Source organism: Curtobacterium sp. C2H10, from assembly GCF_025407985.1.
GTDB lineage: Bacteria > Actinomycetota > Actinomycetes > Actinomycetales > Microbacteriaceae > Curtobacterium.
Genome location: NZ_JABXGF010000036.1, coordinates 13,429 through 35,862 on the forward strand (window position 1 = coordinate 13,429; position 22,434 = coordinate 35,862).

Annotated in this window: 15 protein-coding genes and 1 pseudogene; 5 read left to right on the forward strand and 11 right to left on the reverse strand. The window is 73.0% G+C overall.

Features of this window, described 5'->3' with window-relative positions; translation table 11 throughout:
* The first annotated feature begins 17 nt into the window (after nucleotides 1-17).
* The gene (locus tag HWD93_RS13110; protein ID WP_070418059.1) at nucleotides 18-404 is read left to right on the forward strand and encodes an ATP-dependent DNA ligase; all 387 of its coding nucleotides are present in this window, start codon (nucleotides 18-20) and stop codon (nucleotides 402-404) included.
* A gap of 255 nt (nucleotides 405-659) precedes the next feature.
* On the opposite strand, the gene HWD93_RS13115 is transcribed toward HWD93_RS13110, so the two are convergent.
* From HWD93_RS13115 to HWD93_RS13160, 10 genes are all read right to left on the reverse strand, one after another.
* Nucleotides 660-2,444 carry a sulfite reductase subunit alpha gene (locus HWD93_RS13115; RefSeq protein WP_261647042.1) on the reverse strand — a complete coding sequence of 595 codons (1,785 nt, stop codon included), beginning with the start codon at nucleotides 2,442-2,444 and terminating at the stop codon, nucleotides 660-662.
* On the reverse strand, nucleotides 2,441-8,011 hold the full coding sequence (locus HWD93_RS13120) for a glutamate synthase-related protein (protein WP_261647043.1): 5,571 nt from the start codon (nucleotides 8,009-8,011) through the stop codon (nucleotides 2,441-2,443). Before HWD93_RS13120 ends, HWD93_RS13115 begins: the two co-directional genes overlap by 4 nt.
* Nucleotides 8,012-8,200: 189 nt before the next feature.
* Entirely contained in the window at nucleotides 8,201-9,484 is a 1,284-nt protein-coding gene (locus HWD93_RS13125) for a bifunctional glycosyltransferase family 2/GtrA family protein (protein ID WP_261647044.1), read from the reverse strand.
* 237 nt (nucleotides 9,485-9,721) lie between these two features.
* Nucleotides 9,722-9,991, reverse strand: coding sequence for a hypothetical protein (locus HWD93_RS13130; protein WP_156794844.1), 270 nt, complete (start codon nucleotides 9,989-9,991; stop codon nucleotides 9,722-9,724).
* Between the two features lie 96 nt (nucleotides 9,992-10,087).
* Nucleotides 10,088-11,536, reverse strand: a complete 1,449-nt coding sequence (locus tag HWD93_RS13135) for a glycosyltransferase family 39 protein (RefSeq protein ID WP_261647045.1) — start codon at nucleotides 11,534-11,536, stop codon at nucleotides 10,088-10,090.
* Between the two features lie 45 nt (nucleotides 11,537-11,581).
* A complete protein-coding gene (locus HWD93_RS13140) occupies nucleotides 11,582-13,054 on the reverse strand; it encodes a HAMP domain-containing sensor histidine kinase (protein WP_261647046.1) in 1,473 nt (490 codons plus the stop codon).
* Between the two features lie 62 nt (nucleotides 13,055-13,116).
* On the reverse strand, nucleotides 13,117-13,839 hold the full coding sequence (locus tag HWD93_RS13145; protein WP_308202942.1) for a response regulator transcription factor: 723 nt from the start codon (nucleotides 13,837-13,839) through the stop codon (nucleotides 13,117-13,119).
* Nucleotides 13,840-13,874: 35 nt separating this feature from the next.
* A complete protein-coding gene (locus HWD93_RS13150) occupies nucleotides 13,875-15,983 on the reverse strand; it encodes a glycosyltransferase family 39 protein (protein WP_261647047.1) in 2,109 nt (702 codons plus the stop codon).
* 98 nt (nucleotides 15,984-16,081) lie between these two features.
* On the reverse strand, nucleotides 16,082-16,909 hold the full coding sequence (locus HWD93_RS13155) for a fructosamine kinase family protein (protein WP_261647048.1): 828 nt from the start codon (nucleotides 16,907-16,909) through the stop codon (nucleotides 16,082-16,084).
* Nucleotides 16,910-16,943: 34 nt separating this feature from the next.
* Nucleotides 16,944-17,792 (reverse strand): LysR family transcriptional regulator, encoded by an 849-nt coding sequence (locus HWD93_RS13160; RefSeq protein ID WP_261647049.1) that lies wholly within the window; start codon nucleotides 17,790-17,792, stop codon nucleotides 16,944-16,946.
* A gap of 70 nt (nucleotides 17,793-17,862) precedes the next feature.
* On the opposite strand from HWD93_RS13160, the gene HWD93_RS13165 reads away from it, so the two are divergent.
* The 4 genes from HWD93_RS13165 (at nucleotide 17,863) to HWD93_RS13180 (ending at nucleotide 22,211) form a co-directional block, all read left to right on the forward strand.
* Entirely contained in the window at nucleotides 17,863-18,768 is a 906-nt protein-coding gene (locus tag HWD93_RS13165) for a DMT family transporter (RefSeq protein WP_092385905.1), read from the forward strand.
* Between the two features lie 87 nt (nucleotides 18,769-18,855).
* Entirely contained in the window at nucleotides 18,856-20,421 is a 1,566-nt protein-coding gene (locus HWD93_RS13170) for a long-chain fatty acid--CoA ligase (protein WP_261647050.1), read from the forward strand.
* A 7-nt stretch (nucleotides 20,422-20,428) separates the two neighbouring features.
* The gene (locus tag HWD93_RS13175) at nucleotides 20,429-21,301 is read left to right on the forward strand and encodes a GNAT family N-acetyltransferase (protein ID WP_261647051.1); all 873 of its coding nucleotides are present in this window, start codon (nucleotides 20,429-20,431) and stop codon (nucleotides 21,299-21,301) included.
* Nucleotides 21,302-21,341: 40 nt separating this feature from the next.
* Entirely contained in the window at nucleotides 21,342-22,211 is an 870-nt protein-coding gene (locus HWD93_RS13180) for a UbiA family prenyltransferase (protein ID WP_261647052.1), read from the forward strand.
* A 28-nt stretch (nucleotides 22,212-22,239) separates the two neighbouring features.
* Here the strand turns inward: HWD93_RS13180 and HWD93_RS13185 are convergent.
* Nucleotides 22,240-22,434: pseudogene (locus HWD93_RS13185) on the reverse strand (hypothetical protein); the annotation flags it as partial.

The window sequence follows — 22,434 nt, forward strand, 5'->3', positions numbered from 1 at the left end:
GCGGTGTACAAGGACGCATGGGTCAGCTCATCTACGACGGAGAGCCGCTCGACCTCCGGATCGACGACCGAGCGCTCACACACCTGCAGATCGTCATCGTGAACATGCTCCGGCGGGAGCACCGGTTCGCGTTCTCGTGGAAGGACGACGCCGTCCACGGCAACGGGCGCAGCACCATCTGGATGCACCCGAACGTGAGCCTGCACTTCAAGTTCTCCGGCAGCCGGGTGCCCCGGATCAACCGAAGCTGGCTCGAGGACCTCTACGCCGCCGCCACCTCGGGCTCCGGTCTCGTGCTCACCCCGGAGCCGTCGGACACGAGCACCGCGGACGACTCGGCGTGGTCCCGCGCGGTGGTGCCCGGCGACGCGGACGACGACTCCGGGACCGACGACGCCGGGTAGCACACAGCCCGTGAACGGTCAACGGGTCGCGCACGTCCGTGCAGTCTGAGTACGGTGGGCGTACCGCGCGAGTGATCGACTCCGGCCCAGGGAGCCGGTGACGGTGGCTCCGCGGTCGGAGGGGGGAACCACGCGACGCGCGAGGAGTCCCGGATCAGGGGCCTCCCGGCCCACAGCGCCCCCTCGCCGTCGCCCCGGTCGTGGATTCGGGTTCCGCACCGGGGCGACGGGCGTGGCACCGGCCGCGCGCGCCGCTCAGTACACGTCGCGGACGTAGCGCTTGCCGCGCCGCATGTCGGCGAGGTACGCCTGGGCGTCGTCCTCGCCCTTGCCCCGCTGGCTCCCGATGACGGCCAGGAGCGCCTGCTCGACGTCCTTCGCCATCCGTGAGGCGTCACCGCACACGTACAGGTGCCCGCCGTCCTCGAGCCACGAGTAGAGCTCCGGGGCCTGTTCGAGCATCCGGGTCTGCACGTAGACCTTCTCGGCCTGGTCGCGCGAGAACGCCAGGTCGAGGCGGTCCAGCACGCCCTGCGCCTGCAGCTCGGTGAGTTCGTCCTCGTAGACGAAGTCGGTGTCGCGGTGCTGGTCGCCGAAGAACAGCCAGTTCCGTCCCGTCGCCCCGGAGACCGCACGCTCGTGCAGGAACCCGCGGAACGGGGCGATGCCGGTCCCCGGGCCGACCATGATCATCGGCGCGGACGGGTCGGCTGGTACCCCGAACGACGCGTTCGGCTGCAGGTAGACGTCCACGGTGCCGTCGGGGGCGACCCGGTCGGCGAGGAACGTCGACGCGACGCCGGCGTACATGCGGTGCGGGTCCCCGTACCGGACGGACGCGATCGTCAGGTGGATGCGGTCCGGGTGCGCGAGCGGGCTCGACGAGATCGAGTACTGGCGCGCCTGCAGCGGTCGGAGGTTCGGCAGGAGTTCGTCGAGTCCGGGTGCCGCGGGTCCGGCGTCGCGGAGCAGGTCGAGCACGTCGCGACCCCACAGCCAGCGGTCGAGCTCGTGCTTGTCACCGTGCGAGACGACGGCGGCGAGCTCCGACGACGGTGCGCGCTGGACGAGGTCCGCGATGAGGTCCTTCGAGGGCGTCCGGATCTCACGGTCGGTCCGCAGGACCTCGGTGACCGGGCGGCCGTCGAGCGTCTCGGAGCCGTTCGCGCCGACCTGCTCGAGCAGCTCGCCGACGAACACCTCGTCGTTGACCGGCACGACCGCGAGCGCGTCGCCCGCCGAGTACTCGATCCCGGAGTCGCCGAGGTCGAACTCGTAGTGCCGGATCTCCTTCGCGCTGCGCGGCGAGGAGAGCAGCCGGTTCTCGACCAGCGTCGACGGGTACGGGTTGCGCTTGTTCCACTGGGCACCGGGCCTGGAGGCACGGCTCGCGCCCGCCCCGCCGGCCGCGGTCGTCGTACCGGTCGCCGCCACCGCCGTGGTCGCGCCGGGCTGCACGCCCGCCTCCGCCGCCAGACGGTCGAGCACCGCGGCCGTCCAGAGCGCGGCCGGGTCCTCGTAGTCCACGTCGCAGTCGACGCGGTCGTGGATGCGGGTGGCGCCGAGCTGCTCGAACCGGGTGTCGAGGAGCTTGCCGGCCTGGCAGAACTCGTCGTAGCTCGTGTCGCCGAGCCCGAGGACGGCGTACTGCAGTCCCTCGAGCCGCGGCACGGTGGTCGCCTGGATCGCGTCCCAGAACAGTCCGGCGTTGTCGGGCATCTCGCCCTCGCCGTACGTCGAGGTGACCACGAGCACGTGGGACATCCCGGCGAGCTGCTCCGGCGTGACGGCGTCGAGCGCGGTGGCACGACCGCCGAGCCCGCGGGCCTTCGCGCCGGCGACCAGCTCGTCGGCGAGGAACTCCGCGTTGCCGGTCTGCGTGCCGAACAGCACGTCGATCGTCGTCGTCGGGGCGCCGCCGGAGGCCCGCTTGCCCGCGGCGGCGATGCCGGCGATGAACCCGGCAAGCCAGGACTCCTGGGCCTGCGAGAACGGTGCGTCGACCGGGATCAGCGATCCGGTCGGGGGGAGCAGGCTCACGCGGACACCGCCTCGGTCGGCGCCTGCGGTGCACGGCGGGCGATGTCCTCGAGCGCTGCGTTCGCGAGCAGCTCGTCGAAGCGGGCCTCGCGGACGCGGCCGTCGTTCTTGGCGTTCTGGTGCATGATCCACCCGGTGGTGCCTGGCGCGTCCATGCTGCGGTTGTTCCGCTGCGTGAGCGCGCGCTTGTAGTCGTCGAGGCGCTTGATCGCGATGAGGGTCGCGAGCTCGTCGTCCGCGAAGCGGTCCAGCGTGCCGCGCAGGTACTTCACGACGCGCTGCTTGACGAAGAAGTCCTCGGTGAGGATGAGGTTCTTGACCGCCTCGGTCACCCGGGGGTCGTTCGGGCCCGCCGCACCGGGGACCCGCTCGAGCGCGAGATCCTGGGCGACGCCGAGCACCGTGTACGAGGACAGGAGCGAGAACATGTCGTCGCCCTGGTCGCCGAGCGACGGGGCACGGCCACCGAGGACGGCGCGCTGGTCGCGGTAGTCGACCTTGAACGCGCGGAGCTTGTCCGTCGCGATCGAGGTCGCCAGCTCGTCGAGCAACTCGTTCCGGCTCGCCGCGGCGAGGATCTCGCCGGCGTCCTGGGTGAGCAGGAGCGCCCGGGGCATGCCGACGAAGACGTGCTGGCGGGTGGTCTCCCACTCGGCGAGCAGACGCTCGGCCAGCGCCGAGCCCGTCGCCTCGAGGTGCCACTCGAGCAGCAGGCGCGCCGCTGCCTCGTGGAAGGCCCCGCGCTCGGTGTCGGTGACCGGGAACACGAGGAGCGAGTCGGTGCTCGCGCGCTCGGTGACCTCGCCGGAGGGGTCGTACTGGTACAGGAACCCGCCGGACATGCCGTTCCCGAGGCCCTTGCCGAAGGTGCCGAGGTTGAACACGGCACCGCCCGTCATGTACTCGCAGCCGAAGTCCCCGACGCCCTCGACCACGGCGGTCGCGCCGGAGTTGCGCACGGCGAACCGGTCGCCGGCCTCGCCCTCGACGAAGGTGCGGCCGCCGGTCGCCCCGAACAGCGCGAAGTTGCCGACGAGGACGTTGCCGCCCTGTCCGGCACTGCCGCCACCGGGGGCGCGGACGATGATCCGGCCACCGCTCTGGCTCTTGCCGACGCCGTCGTTCGCGGTGCCGGTGTGCTCGAGCACGATGCCGTCGTTGTTGAACACGCCGTACGACTGCCCGGCCGACCCGAGCGTGCGGATCGTGACCGCGCCGTCGACGAGCCGGCGGCGTCCGCGGTCGTCCGTGGTGATCGCCGGGTGCCCGGACAGGTCGGTGTCGCGCAGCTCGTGGTTGAGCAGGCGCTCCACGTCGATGCCGAGCTGACCGCCGACGGACTTGTCGCTGTTGCCGAGCAGCACGCCGTGCACGAGCACGTGCGCCTGCTCGTGGTCGACGAGGGCCGTGCGGACCCGCTCGAGCAGCGCGTCGTCGGTGTGGAAGTCCTTCTCGAGGTACTCCGGGTCCTCGACGAGCTTCTCGGGGACCTGCGCGAGGAGCGCCCGGACGTCGAGGCGCCCGACGCTCGCCGGGTGGTCGAGGAGCTGCAGCAGGTCGGTGCGACCGCGGGCCTCGCGCAGGGAGCGCAGGCCGAGGCGGGCGAGGATCTGCCGCACGTCGTGGGCGATGTTGAGCAGGTACTGCGCGAGCGCACGGGGGTCGCCCTCGAACGCCTCGGCGTTCGTGGTGAGACCAGCCGGGCACTTCACGTTGCAGTTCTTCGCCATCACGCAGCCGAGCATCATGAGCGCGGTCGTGCCGAACTCGAAGCTGTCGCCGCCGAGCAGCGCGCTCGTGACCACGTCGGAACCGGTCTGGTGCGCGCCCGAGCAGCGGAGCGTGACCTTCTGGCGGAGGCCGTTCGCGACGAGCGCCTGGTGGACCTCGGCGACGCCGATCTCCGCCGAGCGGCCGGCGTACTTCAGGCTCGTGACGGCCGCGGCGCCCGTGCCACCGGTGTTGCCCGCGACGTTGATGACGTCCGCGCCGGCCTTGGCGACGCCGACCGCGATGGTGCCGATGCCCTCGGAGGACACGAGCTTCACGATCACCCGGACACGGGCGGCCTTGCAGTCGTGGATGAGCTGCGCGAGGTCCTCGATCGAGTACGTGTCGTGGTGCGGCGGCGGCGAGATGAGCTCGACGCCGGGGGTGCCACCACGGGCCGCGGCGATGTCCACCGTGACCTTCGGCGCGGGCAGCTGGCCGCCCTCGCCCGGCTTCGCGCCCTGGCCGATCTTGATCTCCAGCTCCTCGAGCATCGGGTCGGCGAGGTAGCCCGCCCAGATGCCGAACCGTCCCGAGGCGAACTGCTTGATGCGCGAGCCGCGGATCGTGCCGTAGCGGGAGTGGTGCTCGCCGCCCTCACCGCTGTTCGACATGCCGCCGACCATGTTCGTGCCGTGCGCCACCGCCTCGTGCGCGGTCGCGACGAGCGCGCCGTGGCTCATCGCGCCGGACGCCAGGGTCTGGGTGATCTCGTGCGCCGGCTGGACCTCGTCGAGCGCGACGCTCGCCGGGGCGTGGTCGAGCAGTGCGAGCAGCTCGACGGCGGAGCCGGTGGCGCGGAGCGTCACCTGGGTGTCGTCGACGGAGTCGACGTCGACCTGGCCGGGGTGCAGCAGCGCGAGGCCGTCCGCGAGGGCCGCGTGGCGCAGTGCACCCGTGGTCCCCGTCGACGTGAGCTCGAGGCGGAAGCGAGCCGTGCCTCCAGGAAGGTCCCCGTCGTCGGCCGGACGCGAGCCGGAGAGCCCGCGCACCGTGACGCTCGCGTTGCCGGTGGTCGAGAAACGGCCGAGCTCGCGGGCGAAGTCCTCTGCCGTGTCGATGCCGGTGACGTCCGCGGGCAGCGCGAGGACGTCGCGGAGGGCCGCGGGACGGCGCGACCGCTCGTCGTGCGTCGTCTGCAGGAACGTGACGTAGCCCGGGGTGATCCGGTGCGTGTCGATCTCGGCGTCGCTCAGCCGGTCGTAGCCCGTGTTGCGGTAGGCGGTGTCGGTGATGCCGAACGCGTCGTCGAGCTGGCCGAGCGTGAGGAGCCGCAGCGCCTCGGAGTCGCCGGAGCGCTCGAAGGCCGGACGTTCCTCGGTCATGCCGCCGAAGCCGCGCACGCTCGCGACGCCGAACGAGTGCCCGGCGCCGTCCGAGCGCTCCTTGAAGAGGCCGAGCATGGGCACCTGGCCCTCGGACTCGACCGTGCGGGCGCGCTCGTGCCAGTCCGTCGCCGCCTGCGCGATGCGGGCGAACCCGACGCCGCCGACCGGGGCCTGCATGTGCGGGAAGACCCGGGCGAGCAGGTCGTCGCGGGTGTCGAGGTAGTTCGGCTCGAAGAACTCGCCGCCGATGTAGCTCTCGGCCGTGCAGAGGCCGACGCGGCCCATCGTCTTCGCGAGGGCCTTCTCGGCCGCCTTCCGGAAGCGCTTGAGGGCGAGGTCGGTCGCGGTCAGTTCGCCGGCCGGGGCGGGCGCTGCGGGGTACTTCTCCTCCGCACGGAGACGTGCGGAGAGGCTGTACACCGCTGCGGCACCGAAGCCGAGCGCCGTCGCCACGTGGTGTGACGATGGCAGCTGACCGGACTCGGCGACGACGGAGATCCGCAGCCGCAGGCCGGTCTCGATGAGCCGCTGGTTGACGGCGGCCACGGCGAGGATGACGGGGAGGGGCGCGTGCGTCGACGACACGTTGCGGTCGGTGAGCACGGCGATGCCGCCGGTGCGCTCGGCGAAGGCGGCGACGGCGTCGGCGAGGTGCTCAGTCGCGGTGCGGACCGCGTCGGCGTTCGCCTGCTCGTCGCCGAGCACCGGCACGTAGAGCATGTCGAAGCGCTCGAGCGGCACGATGTCCTGCTCCCGCAGCCGCACCATGTCGAGGTGCCCGAGGATCGGGGACTCCACGACGAGCTGCCGCGTCGCCGAACCCGTCCCGTCGGGCTTCGCGCCGAGGGCGACGCGCATCGACATGCCGTCGGCCTCGCGGATCGAGTCGAGCGGCGGGTTCGTCACCTGGGCGAAGCGCTGCGAGAAGTACTTCGCCATGCCGCCCTCGGTGTCGCTCAGGGCGTTGATGGCGTTGCCGTAGCCCATCGCCGAGATCCGCTCCGAGCCGTTCTGCAGCATCGGGTCGAGCATGAACCGGAAGCTCTCCTGGTTCAGCGAGTACGCCACGTAGCGGCCCGCGAGCGACAGGTCGCCCTCGTAGCCGAGCGTGGTCGTCGTGCGCTGGTACTCCGGCGCCGGGACGTCGTCCAGGTTGACGCGCGCGGCGTCGAGGAGCGTCCCGTACGGCTTCCGCGCGGCGAGCATCTCGAGCACCTCGCGCGTGCGCATGAGCGTGCCGGTGCGGTGGTCGACGACGAGCATGCCGCCCGCCTCGATGCGGCCGCGGTGCACGACGTCCTCCGGCTCGAACTCGACCTGACCGGCCTCGGACGACACCATCAGGTACTCGGCGGTCTGCACCGAGCGCAGCGGGCGCAGGCCCAGTCGGTCGAGCCGGGCGCCGACCACGTCGCCGTCGCTGAAGATCACGGCGGCCGGGCCGTCGTTCTTCTCCTCGTAGAGCGAGAAGAACTCGAGCATGTCCCGCACCGCCGGGGTCAGGGTGCGGTCGTTCTCCCACGCCGGGGGCATGAGCGAGACCACGGCCTCGACGATCTCGAGGCCGTCGTCGAACACCCGGCTCTGCAGGGTCTGGTCGAGGCGGCTCGAGTCGGACTGGCCGGGCGGGCGGACGATGCTGCGGGTCCGTGCACGGGCGAGGGCCTCGTCGGACAGCCGGTTCTTCCGGTCGGTGTTCAGCTCGCCGTTGTGCGCCATCAGGCGGAACGGCTGCGCCATCGTCGGGTGCGGCTCGGTGTTCGTCGAGAACCGGGTGTGGAAGTAGAGCGTCCGGACCGAGTGGCGCGGGTCACGCAGGTCGGTGAAGTACCCGATGACCTCGCCGGAGTTCAGCCGCCCCTTGAGGATCTGGGTCCGGGCGCTGAGCGACAGCGGGTACAGGGCGGCGTGCTCGGCGCGGTCGGCGGCGGCCTGGCCGTACGACACCGCCTCGATCGCGAGGAGGGCGCGGTTGGCGGCGGCGTCGACCTCGGCGCGGGTCCAGGCCTCGGGGGCACGGAAGACCCACTGCACGATCGGCAGCTGGTACTGCTCGGCCTCGGGACGGGCGACGGAGTGGTCCACCGGGACGTCGCGGACGAGCAGGAGCTCGAAGCCCTGCTGCTCGACGGCGTCCGTGACGGTCTGTTGCGCACGGGCGCGCTCGGCGTCCGCAGCCGGGCCAGTGCCGCTCGGCACGAAGCAGTTCGCGACGCCGAAGTGGCCCGCGCGGAGCTCCTCGCCGGTGATCGCGCTGAAGAACTCCACCGACAGGTCGATGCTCACGCCCGCGCCGTCACCGACACCCTCGGCGGACTTGCCGCCGCGGTGGGGGATGGCGCACAGCGCTTCGTCGCCCTTGCGGATGACGTCGTGGCTCGGCGTCCCGTCGAGTCGGGTGATGAAACCGACGCCGCAGTCGCTCGATTCGCGGGCAGGGTCGTAGAGACCGAAGGAGGAGGGGTTCACGTGTGCAGGTCCAGTGGGGCGTTGCCGGCAGCGGACGGCCAGGCTGCATCAGTGGAGCGCTCGCCGCGGGCAGACCGATGGTGGCAGTCGGGCCCTGTGGGGTTGTGGTGCGGTGAGGCGATGCTACGGCGCGGTATACCGCCCGCGCAACACCGCGGGGCCGGGGTGCGCGGCGCGGGCGCGGCGGCGTCAGGCGGCGTGGCGCTCGTCGACCGCGATCGGCTCGGTCGCCGCCGTGCTCGCGTCCGCCGCCGGGGTCGTGCCCGGGCGGATGAGCTCCGGCCGACGCCGGGACCGGAACACCCACGCCTTGAACAGGACGAAGCGGACCAGCGTCGCCACGAGGTTCGCGGCCGTGAGCACCACGATCTCCGCACCGTGCGACGATCCCGGTGCCGCCGAGTGCAGGATCACCAGCGACCCGGACGTGATCGCCCACGCGATCCCGAACACCACCAGCCCCTGCACGTGGTGTCGCCCTGCGCCGGCACGTCCCCGCACCCCGAACGTGAAGCGTCGGTTGAGCGCTGTGTTGCCGATCGCGGTGACCAGGAGCGCCAGGAAGTCCGCCGTCTGGGCACCGATCGCCGGGCGGAACAGGGCGTAGAGCACGGCGAACGCGATCGTCGACAGCACCCCGATCGCCCCGAAGCGCAGCACCTGCCCGACGATCCCGACGTGCGGCGGCGTGAACGGACGGCGGCCGATGGCGTCGTACACGGCGCCGACCGGCACCCGTCCGGTCGCGAGCCCACGGGAGACCCGCCACATCCCCTTGAGGTCCTCGGTCGCCGTCGAGGCGATGTGCACCGACGAGTTCACGTCGTCCACCCAGTCGACCGGGACCTCGTGGATCCGCAGTCCGGCGTGCTCGGCCAGCACGAGCAGCTCGGTGTCGAAGAACCACGCGTCGTCCTCGCACAGGGGCAGGACGTGTTCCGCGGCCTGCCGGGTGATCGCCTTGAAGCCGCACTGCGCGTCCGAGAAGGACACCCCCATCGTGGTGCGGAGCAGCAGGTTGTACGAACGGGAGATGAACTCGCGCTTCCCGCCGCGCACCACACGTGACGAACCTGCCAACCGGGTGCCGATCGCCACGTCCGAGTGCCCGGACAGCAGCGGGGCGACGAGGGGTTCGAGCGCGGCGAGGTCGGTGGAGAGGTCCTCGTCGACGTAGACCAGCACGGTGGCCGGCGACGCTGCCCAGACGGCCTTGAGCGCACGGCCCCGACCCTTCTCCGGCAGGTGCACCGCGTGCACGTCCGGCAGCATCGCGGCGAGGTCGTCGGCGATGCGTGCGGTGTCGTCGGTCGAGGCGTTGTCCGCGATCGTGATGCGCCAGGTGTTCCGGAGCGACGTCCGGCAGAAGGTGTGCAAGCGGCGGACGTGGGCGGCGAGCGTGTCCTGCTCGTTGTAGCAGGGGACGACGATGTCGATGTCGAGGGTGTGGTTCGTCTCCGTCATACCGCACATGCTCGGGACCGGGCATACGGGGACCGCAGCAGCCCGCTGTGCCGCGTCTAAGAACGCGCGGGCGGCCACCGCGCAGTCGGGCGACGACTGCGCACGGTGGACCACGAGCAGTCGTCGTCAGAGCGCGCACCCGTGGCCGGGCAGCACGGAGCGAACAGCGCGCACCGTGGCCGGGCAGCACGGAGCGGACAGCGCGCACCGTGGCCGGGCAGCACGGAGCGAACAGCGCGCAGCGGGTCAGCGCGCGAACAGCACCTGCACGGCCGCGATGACCACGAGCACCGCGATGGGGACGCCCGCGATCCAGACCCCGGCGCGCACCTGCGTCCGCCGGATCGTGGCCGGCGCGTGCGATGTCCGGGCGAACTCGGTCGCCGCGACGAGCTCCGGGGCCGCGGCCGGCGGCGCGGGCTCGGGCTGGGGTCGGTCGTCCTCGAACGCGGGCACCTCGACCACGAGGTCGTCGGCGCGCGGCCGCTCCGGCAGTCGTGCGAAGTCGTTCGGCATGCGGGCCCCCGTCCGTTCCCGTCCAGTGTGCCACGGCACCGACGGCACCGACGGCTTCCGCGCCAGCCGCGCGCCCACCGGCGGCCGAGCTGCGGGTCAGCCCTGGACGGTGAGCGCTCCCGACTGCAGGACGACCCGCCCGTCCTTCGGCAGCCACACCTGGAGTCCGCCGACCTCGGCGACCGAGAACCGCGACCGCTCGGAGTCGAACAGCTGCGTCACGGCCCCGGACGGCGGGAAGCGTCGGTCGTTCCCGACCACGATCGCGACGTACGGCCCCTGGTCGGCCCGGGTGGTGCCGCGCTCGGCGACGTACGGCACGAAGAGCCCCGGGGTCGCCGACACGAACAGGATCTTGCCGTCGGGCACGTGCTGTTCCTCGAGGTAGTCCCCGAGCAGCGCGATGCCCGTCGGGTGCTGGCGAGCGATGTCCTGGCTGAGCCGGGCGGACGGCACGACGAGCGAGACGACCAGCACGAGCGACAGCGCCGTCGCGACCGGGGCCGCCGGCCGCACCGGCACACGCGACAGCCGCGCCAGCCCGATCGTGGCCAGGACGAGCAGGAACGGCATCCACGCCGAGTAGTACGTGGGCAGCGCGATCTTCGCGACGACCACGTAGAAGCCCACGAGCAGCGCCAGGGCGACGCCGACGTACGCGACGAGCCGGTCGGCCCGGATCGCCAGCGCCGCGACGACCCCGACCGCGAGGACGACGAGCAGCAGCACCCCCGTGCCGGCCTCCATGAAGTGCAGGTTCGCCCACCACGGGGCGAACCGGTAGACGGTGCCGCCGATGGTGATCGGGTGCCCGGTGGTGTTCTGCCCCTCCTGGAACTCGATCATGTACCGGATCGCGGACCGGATCCCCATCGGCACGTACGACACGACGAACACCAGCCCGAACGCGGCCGCCCACATCGCGCCGCCGACGAGCAGTCGACGCCAGGCCCGGAACAGCACGGGCAGCAGCAGGAACACCGGCAGCAGCACCACGGTGGAGACCTTCGACGTCACCGACAGGGCCATCAGCGCACCGGACACGGGCGCGAGCCACCACCGGTCGCCGCGCATCCACACCCACGCCGTGGCCACCGCGAGCACGGCGAACGCGGTCATCACCGGGTCGAGCAGTGCCAGACGGTCGACGCGCGGACCGGCACCACCGCGCGGCGTCAGCCACCAGAGGGCGGCGGCGAGCAGGGCGCCCCAGTAGCCGATCTCGCGCCGCAGCCACCAGTACAGCGCGACGCCGACGCCGAAGGTGAGCAGGGCGACGAGCACCCGCGGACCGATCGGCCCCTGCCCGGCGACGAGCTGCGCGAGACCGAACAGGTACTTCGCGGTCGGGGGGTGCTCGCGGTTGAACGAGAAGTCGCCGTGCACGTACTGCCACCCGGCGCGGAGGTAGATGTCCTCGTCGCCGGTGATGTTGGGCCCGCCGATGTTCCAGAAGCACTGGTACAGGGCCCAGAGCAGGACCACGGCCGCCACTCCTGCCCGGATGCGGAGGTCACCGGCGAGTGCGGACAGTCGTGAGGGCACCGTCCGAACCTAGTTGCTCGGCCGCTCCCGAGCGAACCAGCCCGGTCAGCCGGCGTCCGGTGTCCGACCCGGCAGATCGACCGTGAACGCCGTCCGTCCCGGCTCCGAGGCGACCCGGACGAGCCCGTCGTGCGCGGTCACGACGGCCCGGACGATCGCCAGCCCGAGGCCGCTCGTGCCGTGCTCGCGGGACCGGGACGCCTCGCCACGGGTGAACCGGTCGAACAGCGTCGGGAGCACCTCGGCGGGGATGACCGGTCCGTCGTTCGCGACCACGAGACGCACGACGTCGCCGGTCCGCTGCAGGGAGACCACCACGGACGTGCCCTCCGGCGTGTGCGTCCGCGCGTTCGCCAGCAGGTTCGTCACGACCCGCCGCAGCTGCGCCGCGTCCCCGGACACCACGAGCGGGTGGTCGTCCAGCACCTGCAGCGTCCACCGGTGCCCGGGTGCGGTCGCGCGCGCGTCCATCGTCGCCTCGACGACGATCGACGTCAGGTCGACCGGCTCGCGCGCCGGTGCCGGGCCGGACGCCAGGGCGACGGCGTCGAGACGAGCGAGCAGGAGCAGCTCCTCCACGAGGTCGCCCATCCGCACCGCCTCGCGCCCGATCCGGTCGACGTTGCGGCGGACCGCGTCAGGGTCGTCCGACGACGCCGAGAGCTCGGTGTACGCCCGCACGGTCGCGATCGGGGTCCGCAGCTCGTGCGAGGCGTCGGCGACGAACGTCCGCATGCCCGTCTCGGCCTCGCGTCGGACCGTGAGCGCCCGGGCGACGTGTCCGAGGAGGCGGTTGAGCGCGGTGCCGACCTGCTCGACCTCGCGGTTCGCCGCGAGGTCCCCGGCCGAGACCCGCACCGGGATGTCCGTGCCGCCGCGCTCCAGGTCGAGCTCGGTGACGTCGGACGCCACGGCCGCCACCCGTTCGAGCGGGCGGAGCGATCGCCGGACGAGCAGGGTCAGCGCCCAGGCCGCGACGAGCAGCCCGACGACCGTCACGACACCGATGACGAGCAGGAGGCGGCCGATGGCGGCGTCGAGGTCGCCGAGCGGCAGCGCGGTCACGAAGACGTCGCCGTCGTCGCCGACGGCCTGGGCCCGGTAGGTGCCGAGCTTCCCCAGGTCGACCGTCACGGGGTCGCCGTCGCTGGCGATGCGCGACAGGGTCGCCTCCTGCGCCGACGACAGCCCGTGCTGCCGGCCGCTGCTGTCCGTGTACCCGCCGAGGACGGTCGCGCCGTCGCGCAGGATCGCGACGACGGTGCCGGCGGACTGTCCGGGAGCGCCGATGAACGCGTTGTCCGGGTCCGAGCCGGAGCCGGTACCGGTCGACGGGGGCGGTGGCCGTTCGCCGTCCGGTCCGCCGACGGTCCGCTCGGCAGCGGTCGCGAGTTCCGCGTCGAGCCGGTCGACCAGGTACCCGCGGAACGCGACGACCGTCACCGCTCCGACGACGACGTTGGTCGCGACGAGCAGGAGCGCCACGGCCGCCACGATCCGCCACCGCAGCGACGGCACGCGCCGCCGACGGTCGGTTCCGTTCCGGGCCCGGGAGGCGCGGCTCGCCGTCCGCGGTCGGCTCACGTCGTCGGCCGGAGCACGTACCCAGCTCCGCGGACGGTCTGCAGCATCGGCTCGCGTCCGGCGTCGAGCTTCTTCCGCAGGTACGACACGTACATGTCCACGAGGTTGGACGACGTGCCGAAGTCCATCCCCCAGACGTTCGCCAGGAGTTGCTCCCGGGAGAGCACGCGGTTGGCGTTCCGCGCGAGGTGCCGCAGCAGCTCGTACTCGGTCGGGGTGAGGTCGATCGGTTCACCGGCGCGCGTGACCGTCCTGGTGTCCTCGTCGAGCCGGAGGTCGCCGACGTTCGTCCCGGCCGGACTCCCGACGGCCGTGACCCGGGGCGACGTCCGGGCCAGGATCCGCGCCCGGACGAGCAGCTCCTCGATGCCGAAGGGCTTGGTCAGGTAGTCGTCGCCACCGCCCGTGAGTCCGGCGAGCCGGTCCTCGGGGGCGTCCCGCGCCGTGAGGAACAGCACCCGCACGTCGTCCCGGGCGTCCCGGAGGCGCTCGAGAACCTCGAACCCGTCGATGTCCGGGAGCATCACGTCGAGGACGACCACGTCGGGTCGGAAGTCCCGGGCGGCGAACAGCACGTCGCGCCCGCGGTGCACGGCCCGCACCTCCCAGCCGTCGCCCGCGAACGCGAGGGCGACGGCGTCCGCGAGGGCGTGCTCGTCGTCGACGACGAGGGCGCGGACGGGTGAGCCGTCGGTGCGCTGCAGCGGTTGCCCGGTCACGCCCGCGAGCCTATCCACCGCGCCCTCGTCGTCGATCACTTCGTGCTGCTCAGGTCGTAGACGGTCTGCCCGCCGACCGTCGTGGACGCGTAGTTCGCCGCGACCCACTCCTGGATGGCCGAGGCCGTGGACGAACCGCCGCCCACGCCGCCGCCGCCCGAGCCGGAGGACACGTAGTACCCGATGTCCCCGTCGGCGACGTACGCCTGGAACTCGGCGAGCGTCGGTGCCGGGTCGCTCGACCAGCCGCCGATCGCCATGACGGCGGTGTCGGTGTCGAGTTCGAGCTGCGCGGCCGACTGCGAGCCGTTCACCGCGGCCGCCCACTTCGCGTCGGACGCCTCGAGGAGCTTCTGCAACGCCGACGAGGTCGTCGACCCGCCACCGCCCATGCCGCTCGGGGCGCCGTCGGTCGAGCCCTCGGTGGTGCCACCGGCGGAGTCGCCGGGCGCCTCGCCGGTCATGCCCTCCGGCGGGGTCCCGCCGGGACCCTGCTGGGAGCCGTCGTCGGAGGTGGAGCCGCCGCTCTCGGAACCGGAGGTCGATCCGCCCGGACCACCCGCGCCTCCTGGCATGCCACCCGTGCCGCCGCCGCCCATGCCGCCGGTGCTGCTGCCCGCCGGACCGACGCTCGGGATCGAACCGGAGTGCGCGACGGTCGTCGTGGCGAGGGCGTAGGCCGTGGTGCCGCTGAGCCCGAACAGGGTGCCGGCGAGGACGCCGATCGTGACGAGCCTGCGGAGCGACGGCACACTGCCCATCACGACGAGCGCTGCCGACAGCAGGCCGCCGGCCAGCATCACCCAGCGGAGCCAGGGCAGCCACGTCGGGTTCTCGTTGAGCAGGCACCAGCCCCAGAAGGCCGTGACGCCGATCATGGCGGCGAGGCCGATGCGGCCGGTGAAGCGCTCGCGGGCGTGCCAGAGCAGCGCGCCGCCGGTGCCGACGAGTCCGGCGATCGCCGGGGCCAGCGCGACCGTGTAGTACGGGTGGATCGTGCCGGACATGTACGAGAAGACGAGTCCGGTGACGAGCAGCCAGCCACCCCAGAGCACGAGTCCGGCGCGGGCCGGGTCGGCCAGGTGACGGCGGCCGACGACGACCAGGCCGACGATCAGCGCGATGAGTGCGGCGGGCAGGAGCCACGAGATCTCGAGGCCCATCTCGGACGAGAACAGCCGGTTCAGACCCGTCGAGCCGCCGAACGAACCGCCCGCGGTGCCGCCGGTCATGCCGCCGCCTCCGCCGCCGTTGCCCGAGCCGCCGAAGATCCGACCGAGGCCGTTGTAGCCGAACACGAGGTCGAGCACGGTGTTGTTCGTCGAGCCGCCGATGTAGGGGCGGGACTCGGCGGGCCACAGCCACACGGCGACCACCCACCAGCCGGCGGCGACGACGAGGGACCCGGCGGCGACGAGCAGGCCGACGACGCGCCGGCCCCAGGTGGTGCGAGCGGCGAACAGGTACACGAGGCCGAACGCCGGCAGGACGAGCAGCCCCTGCAGCATCTTCGTCAGGAAGGCGAACCCGAGGGCGACCCCGGCGAGGGCGATCCACTTCCAGCTGCCCCTCGGGAGCGCCCGCACGGTGCAGTACGCGCCGGCGGTCATGAGGAGGACGAGCAGCGCGTCCGGGTTGTCGAACCGGAACATCAGCGCGGCGGCCGGGGTCGCCGCGACGACGAAGCCCGCGAGCAGCGCGCCGACGTTCGCCGTGGTGGCCCCGAGCCGGGCGAGCGTGCGGCGGACCGTGCCCCACACGAGCGCGACGGACCCGACGGCCATGAGGGCCTGGGGGAGCAGGAGGCTGAAGCTCGAGAAGCCGAACAGCCGGGCGGACAGCACCATCACCCACAGCGAGGCCGGGGGCTTGTCCACCGTGATGAAGTTCGACGAGTCGAGGGAGCCGAAGAAGAACGCCTCCCACGACTTCGTGCCGGCCTGCACGGCGGCGGCGTAGAAGCTGTTCGCGTACCCGGAGACGCTGAGGTCCCAGAGGTACACCACGGCGGTCACGGCGAGGAGCGCCCAGAACGCGGGCCGGAGCCAGCGAGCGTCCTCGCGCTCGCCGAGGAACAGTCGGGCGACGGGCTTGCGGCGCCGATCCCGCGCGTCGGTGCGCGCGGTCTCGCGTCGATCGGTCACGGGTATCGGGTACGTGGTCATGGCAGTGAGGATTCCGGGCGTTCCCCGACTGCCACCCTGCGTCGGCTATGCGCGCCCTAAGACGCGCGGCGCGCAGTTCACGCGTACCGCTGCGCCGCGCGCAGCGCCGCCCCCGTGTACGAGCCGCCGAACAGGAACACGTGCAGGAGCAGCGGCGCGAGCTGGTGCAGCTCGACCCGCTCCTGCCACCCGGCGGCGAGCGGGGACTCGGCGTCGTAGGCGGCGAGCACGGCCTCGAGTCGGGGGAGTCCGAAGAGCCCGAGGAGCGCCAGGTCCGTCTCGGCGTGCCCGCCGTGCGCGATGGGGTCGATGAGCACCGCTCCCGTGGGCGTCGTCCCGTCGACCGGCTCCGCGTCCGTCGGCCAGAGCACGTTGCCCGCCCAGAGGTCGCCGTGCAGTCTCGCCGGCCGGTCACCGACGAGCTTCGGCTGCGGTGACCCGAGCGTCCCGTCCTGGACCCGGTCGGCGACCCGGTCGAAGACGGCCGCCTGGGCGTGGTCGAACCCGCCGGCGTCGACGATGCGGCGGACGAAGTCGCGGATCCGGTACTCCGCGAAGAACTCGCCCCAGGTCGCCGGCGCGTCCGCCGCGGCGACGAACGGCGTGCGGGAGCGTCCCATCCGCAGGGGCGTGCCCGTCGGCCAGCCGGAGGGCGGCGCGCCCCAGTGCTCGGAGCCCGCGGCGTGGGTGTGCGCCAGGGACCGCCCGAACCGCTCGGCCTGCCGTGTCGACGGCGAACCGTCCGGGATCAGCTCGAGGTCGAGGACCGTCGGGCGGGGTCGACCGAGCACGCGGGCGATCCGGGTGCCGCCGTCGGGTTCGGCCTCGGCGAGCCAGTCCAGACCGGCTGCCTCGGCGGCGGCCTCGTCGGGGGAGGCGAAGGTCTTCACGTGCGTCTCGGCCATCGCCCCATCCTGCCGCTGTCGCCTCGGTAGCGGGTCAGACCGCGTCGACGAGCGCCCTCGCCAGCGGGTGCCACTCGCGGGACGTCGGTCCGCTCAGCACGAGCGTCCGTGAGAGCCGCCGGGCCATCGGCACCATGACGAGGTCCGGCGGCAGCATCACCCGCCCGAGCGTCGGCACGATGGACACGCCCTCGCCCCGCTCGATCATCCCGAACATGGTGCTCATCTCCCGCACCCGGTGGGCGTACCGGAACGGCTGCCCCTCGAGTTCGTGCAGCCGCTGGATCTGGTGCTCGCACCCGCCACCGCCCGCGACGAGCCCGTCCTCGTGCAGGTCGTCGAGCGTCAGCGCGGGGAGGTCGGCGAGCGGGTGGTCGCGGCGGACCACCGCGGCCATCTCGTCCTGCGCGACGACCACACCGCCCGGTGGCACCGGCGTCGGGTCGACGAGCACGGCGGCGTCGACCGTGCCGGCCTCGAGCCACTCGGGCATCTCGTCGTCGTCTCCCTCGTAGACCTGCACGTCGACGTCCGGCAGTGTCACCGCCCACAGTTCGCGCAGCCGCGGCAGCAGGCCCTGGCAGACGGTGGGGACGGCGGCGAGGCGCACGGTGCCGCGCGCCGTGGCGGGCCGGACCACTGCCTCCAGGGCCTCGACGGAGGCGAGCACGCTGCGGGCGTGGGCCAGCAGACGGTCGCCGAGGGGCGTCGTGACGGCGGCCGCCCCGCGCCGGACCACCGGACCGCCCACCTCGCGCTCGAGTCCCGCGAGGGCGTGCGACACGGCTGACTGCCCGACGCCGAGCGTGGACGCAGCGCCCGTGAAGGAGCCGGCGTCGACGGTGGCGACGAACGCGCGCAGCTGGGGCACCGAGACGGTCATGCGTCTTCCTCATCCGTTCATGAGCGACATGCGTTTGCCGCATGCGCCGAGGATGTCGACACTAGGCGACATGAACGCGGTCCTCTACCTCCTCGTGGCACTGACCTGGGGCTCGAGCTTCCTGTTCGCGAAGATCGGGCTCGACGGGCTCGCACCGCAGCAGGTCGCCACGGTGCGCACGGTCCTCGGCGCGCTCACGCTCGTCGCGGTCCTGCTCGCGACCCGCCGGCGCTGGCCGCGGGAGCCACGGGTCTGGGGACACCTGCTCGTGGTGTCGGTGTTCCTCAACGCGGTGCCGTCGTCGCTCATGGCGTGGGCGGAGCAGACCGTGCCGTCCGGTCTCGCGAGCATCTACAACGCGACGACGCCGATCATGACGTTGGCGGCCCTCGCGGTGCTCGTGCCGTCCGAGCGGCTCCGCGGACGGCAGGTCGCGGGCATCGTGCTCGGGATCGTCGGCGTCCTGGTGCTGGTCGGTCCGTGGAACGTCATCGGGGACCCGGAGGTCCTGGCGAGCGTGCCGGGGCAGGTCGCGCTGCTCGGGATGACCGCGTGCTACGGCATCGGCCTGGCGTACCTGCGGCGGGTGGCGGTCGGCAGCGCGTACGACCCGGTCACGCTCGCGACGGTGCAGCTGACGCTGGCCTCCGGACTGCTCCTGCTGGTCGCGCCCGTCATCGCCACGGGCCCGGTACGGCTGGACTGGAGGATCGTGGGGGCGATGGTCGCGCTCGGTTGCGTGGGCACGGGGCTGGCCTACGCCTGGAACACGCGGCTGGTGCAGGCATGGGGAGCGGGTCGCGCCTCGACGGTCACCTACCTGACGCCCGTCGTCGGGGTGGTCCTCGGCGTGCTGGTCCTCGGCGAGCACGTCCGGTGGAACGAGCCGGTCGGGGGACTCGTGGTGCTGCTCGGCATCGCGCTGGCGTCGGGCGTGGTGGGACGGCGGCGTCTGGGCGTGCGGGCTCCCGCCTGAACGGGGGCCGGATCCGGAAGCGACCGCGGCCGTAGGATCGGGCCGAGAAGTCGTCCACGGAGTCGTCGACGGAGACGGAGACCGGTCATGACCGCCACCCACCACACCAGCGCCACCGCCTCGGTCGCAGCGATCCTCGCCGAGTCCGCAGCGCGGTACCCGGACGACGTCGCCGTCATCGTCGGCGACCGGCACACCACCTACGCCGAGCTCTGGAGCCAGACGCTCGCGTACGCCGGTGCGCTGCGGGCCCGCGGCGTGGGACCGGGCGACCGTGTGGCGATGCTCGTCCCGAACGTCGAGGACTTCCCGCGGGTCTACTACGCGACCCTCGCGCTCGGCGCCGTGGCGGTCCCCGTGCACGCACTGCTCAAGCGACGCGAGATCGAGTACGTCCTGCGCGACAGCGGCGCCTCGCTGCTCGTCTGCGCCGCACCGCTGCTCGGCGAGGGCGCGGCCGGTGCCGAGCTCGCCGAGGTCGAGGTGGTGACGGTGCTCGCCCCGGCCGACTCCCCGGACCGACTCGAAGCGCTCGCGCAGCAGGCCGAACCGCTCGACACCTACGTCCCCCGGCACCCGTTCGACACCGCGACGATCCTCTACACGAGCGGCACCACCGGCAAGCCCAAGGGTGCGGAGGGGTCGCACTTCTCGCTGCTCGAACAGGTCAACACGAACCTGATGACGACGTTCGACATGCACCGCGGGGACGTCCTGCTCGGCGCCCTGCCGCTGTTCCACACCTTCGGGCAGACCTGCACGATGAACACCGGCTTCCGGGTCGGCGCGACGATCGTCATGCTGCCGAAGTTCGACGGCGACACGGCGCTCGCCGCGATGGTCGAGCACGGGTGCGGCATCTTCATGGGCGTCCCGACGATGTACATGGCGCTGCTCGACGCGGCGACCCGTTCCGATGCCCGTCCGACGCTGCGGTACGCGATCTCCGGCGGCGCCTCGCTGCCCCTGGCGGTCCTCGAGCGGTTCCAGGACGTCTACGACGCGCCGATCCACGAGGGCTACGGCCTCACCGAGACCTCGCCGGTCGCGACCTTCAACCACGTCGGACGGCCGCCACGCCCCGGCACGATCGGCACCCCGGTGTGGGGCGTCGACGTCGAGATCGCCGACCCGGAGCAGCACGACGCGATCGTGATGCTGCCCCACGGCGAGATCGGCGAGCTCGTCATCCGCGGGCACAACCTCATGAACGGGTACCTCGACCGTCCCGAGGACACCGCGGCTGCGATCGTCGACGGGTGGTTCCGGACGGGCGACCTCGGGACGAAGGACGACGACGGCTACCTGACGATCGTCGACCGGACGAAGGACATGATCATCCGCAACGGCTACAACGTGTACCCACGGCAGGTGGAGGAGGTCCTCGCGACCCACCCCGACGTCACGATGGCCGCGGTGTTCGGTGTGCCGCACGAGCTGCACGGGCAGGAGATCGAGGCCGCCGTGGTGCTCCGTGCCGAGGCGACGGCGACCCCGCAGGAGCTGATCGACTTCGTCGCCGCCGAGATCGCCGCCTACAAGTACCCCCGGGCGGTGCACGTCCTCGACGCGCTGCCCCTCGGCCCGAGCGGCAAGGTGCTCAAGCGCGAGCTCGTCGACCGGTTCGGCGCGGAGGTCCCGGCGGCCGGGTGACGTGGACGTGGACACCGTCGTGCGGTCACCATCGCCGTCCGAACTCGCTCGGGGCCTGGCGGCGCTGCGGTCGTGGCAGCGCGACGACGCACTCGTGCAGCTCCACCCCGGCGACCTCGGGTGGGCGTGGCGCCACGGGGCGGACGCGATCGCGCGTGCGGTGCGCCTCTGGGAGGCCGACGGGCAGATCGTCGCCTTCGGCTTCCTCGACGGACCGACCACGCTCCGCATGACGGTGGCGCCCGAGCGCTGGACGGACCCGGACCTCGCGCGCGCCCTGGCAGCCGACGCCTCCGACCCCGGCACCGGCGTGCTCCCGAGCGGCCCTGCGTCGATCGAGGTACCGGACGGCACCGCCCTGCGCGGAGCGCTGCACGCTGCGGGATGGGGCGACGGCGAGTCCTGGACGCCGCTGTCCCTCGACCTGGCCGCGCCGGTCGGAGCACGCGGGTCGTCGCTGCACGTCGAGATCGTGCACGGTGCGGACACGTCCGACTTCACGGCGGTCCACCGCTCGGCCTGGGACAACGGGTCGTTCACCGACGAGCGCTGGAGGGCGATGTCCGCCGGTGCACCGTTCGCGGAGGCTCGCTGTCTGCTCGGCAGGGACGACGCCGGGGAGCCGGTCGCCGGGATCACGGTCTGGCCGGCGGGCCGCGGCCGTCCCGGACTCATCGAGCCGCTCGGCGTCCACGCCGCCCACCGCGGTGCGGGACACGGGACCGCGATCTGCGTCGCCGGTGCGGCGATGCTCCGCGAGGCGGGAGCGTCGATCGCGTGGGTCTGCACCCCGAGCGACCTCGGCAGCGCCGTCGCGACCTACCGGGCGGCCGGCTTCACGAGGCTCCCGGAACGGCTCGACTGCGTCCGGCAGGCCTGAGGCGAGTGACTCGGCGGGTGCCGGACGTACGCTTGCACCTGTGACCCGGCCACGCCGACCCTCGACCGCACGGTTGCTGTTCGCGTCGTCGCACCCGGGGCCCACCGTCACCGTGACCGTGCTCGCGACGGTGATCGCCGTGGCGGTCGGGCACGCGTGGTGGACGGTCGTCCTCGTCCCCCTGACCGTCGTCGCCGGGCAGCTCTCGATCGGGCTCGCGAACGACTGGATCGACGCCGATCGCGACCGGGCGGTCGGCAGGTCGGACAAGCCCGTGGCGCAGGGGTCGATCGCCGTCGGCACCGTCCGTGGCGCGGCGTTCGGCACCGCCCTGGCGTCCCTTGTCCTGTCGGTGTTCCTCGGGCCGGTCGCCGCCGTCGCGCACCTCGTGCTCGTGGCCGCGGGGTGGGCGTACGACGCGGGGCTCAAGCGCACGGTCTGGTCCGTCGTGCCGTTCGTGGTCGCGTTCGGGCTGCTCCCGGTCGTGGCGGTCTCGGCCGGGCCGGACGGTGACTGGCCGGCGTGGTGGGCGATCGCGACGGGGGCCGTGTTCGGCGTCGCGATCCACTGTACGAACGTGTTGCCGGACCTGGTCGACGACGCGGCCACCGGGGTCCGGGGGTTCCCGCACCGGCTCGGGCTCCGGGGCGCGGGCGTCACGGCGTTCGGGTCGCTCGTCGTGGCAGCGCTGCTCGTGCTCGGCGGTCAGGTGCTCGGGGACGATCCGGTCCGGGGCGTGGGGGTGGTGCTCGCGGTGCTCGGGACCGTCGTGGTCGTCGCGCTCGCCGGCCTCGGGGTGCGGCTCGTGCTGGCCGGGCGGGCATCGCGGGTGCTGTTCCGACTCGTCATCGCGTCGTCGCTCGTGCTCGTCGTCGAGCTCGGCCTCGCCGGCGCCCGCCTGGTCGCCTGACCCGGCGCCCGCGCGCCCCCGCGACCCGTCACGCCCACCGCATCGCGTACACACCGGCCAGCGCATCCGCGGTCGGGAGGGACAGGACCGTCCGGAGCAGCGCCTCCCGTCCGGCCGCCCCCACGCTGCCGAGCGGACGGCCGATCGGACGTCCGAGCGCCATGTTCACCTCCGCCTGCCGCGCCGCCCGCCGCGCGACCGCCTGCCGCCGCCGCGCGTAGTG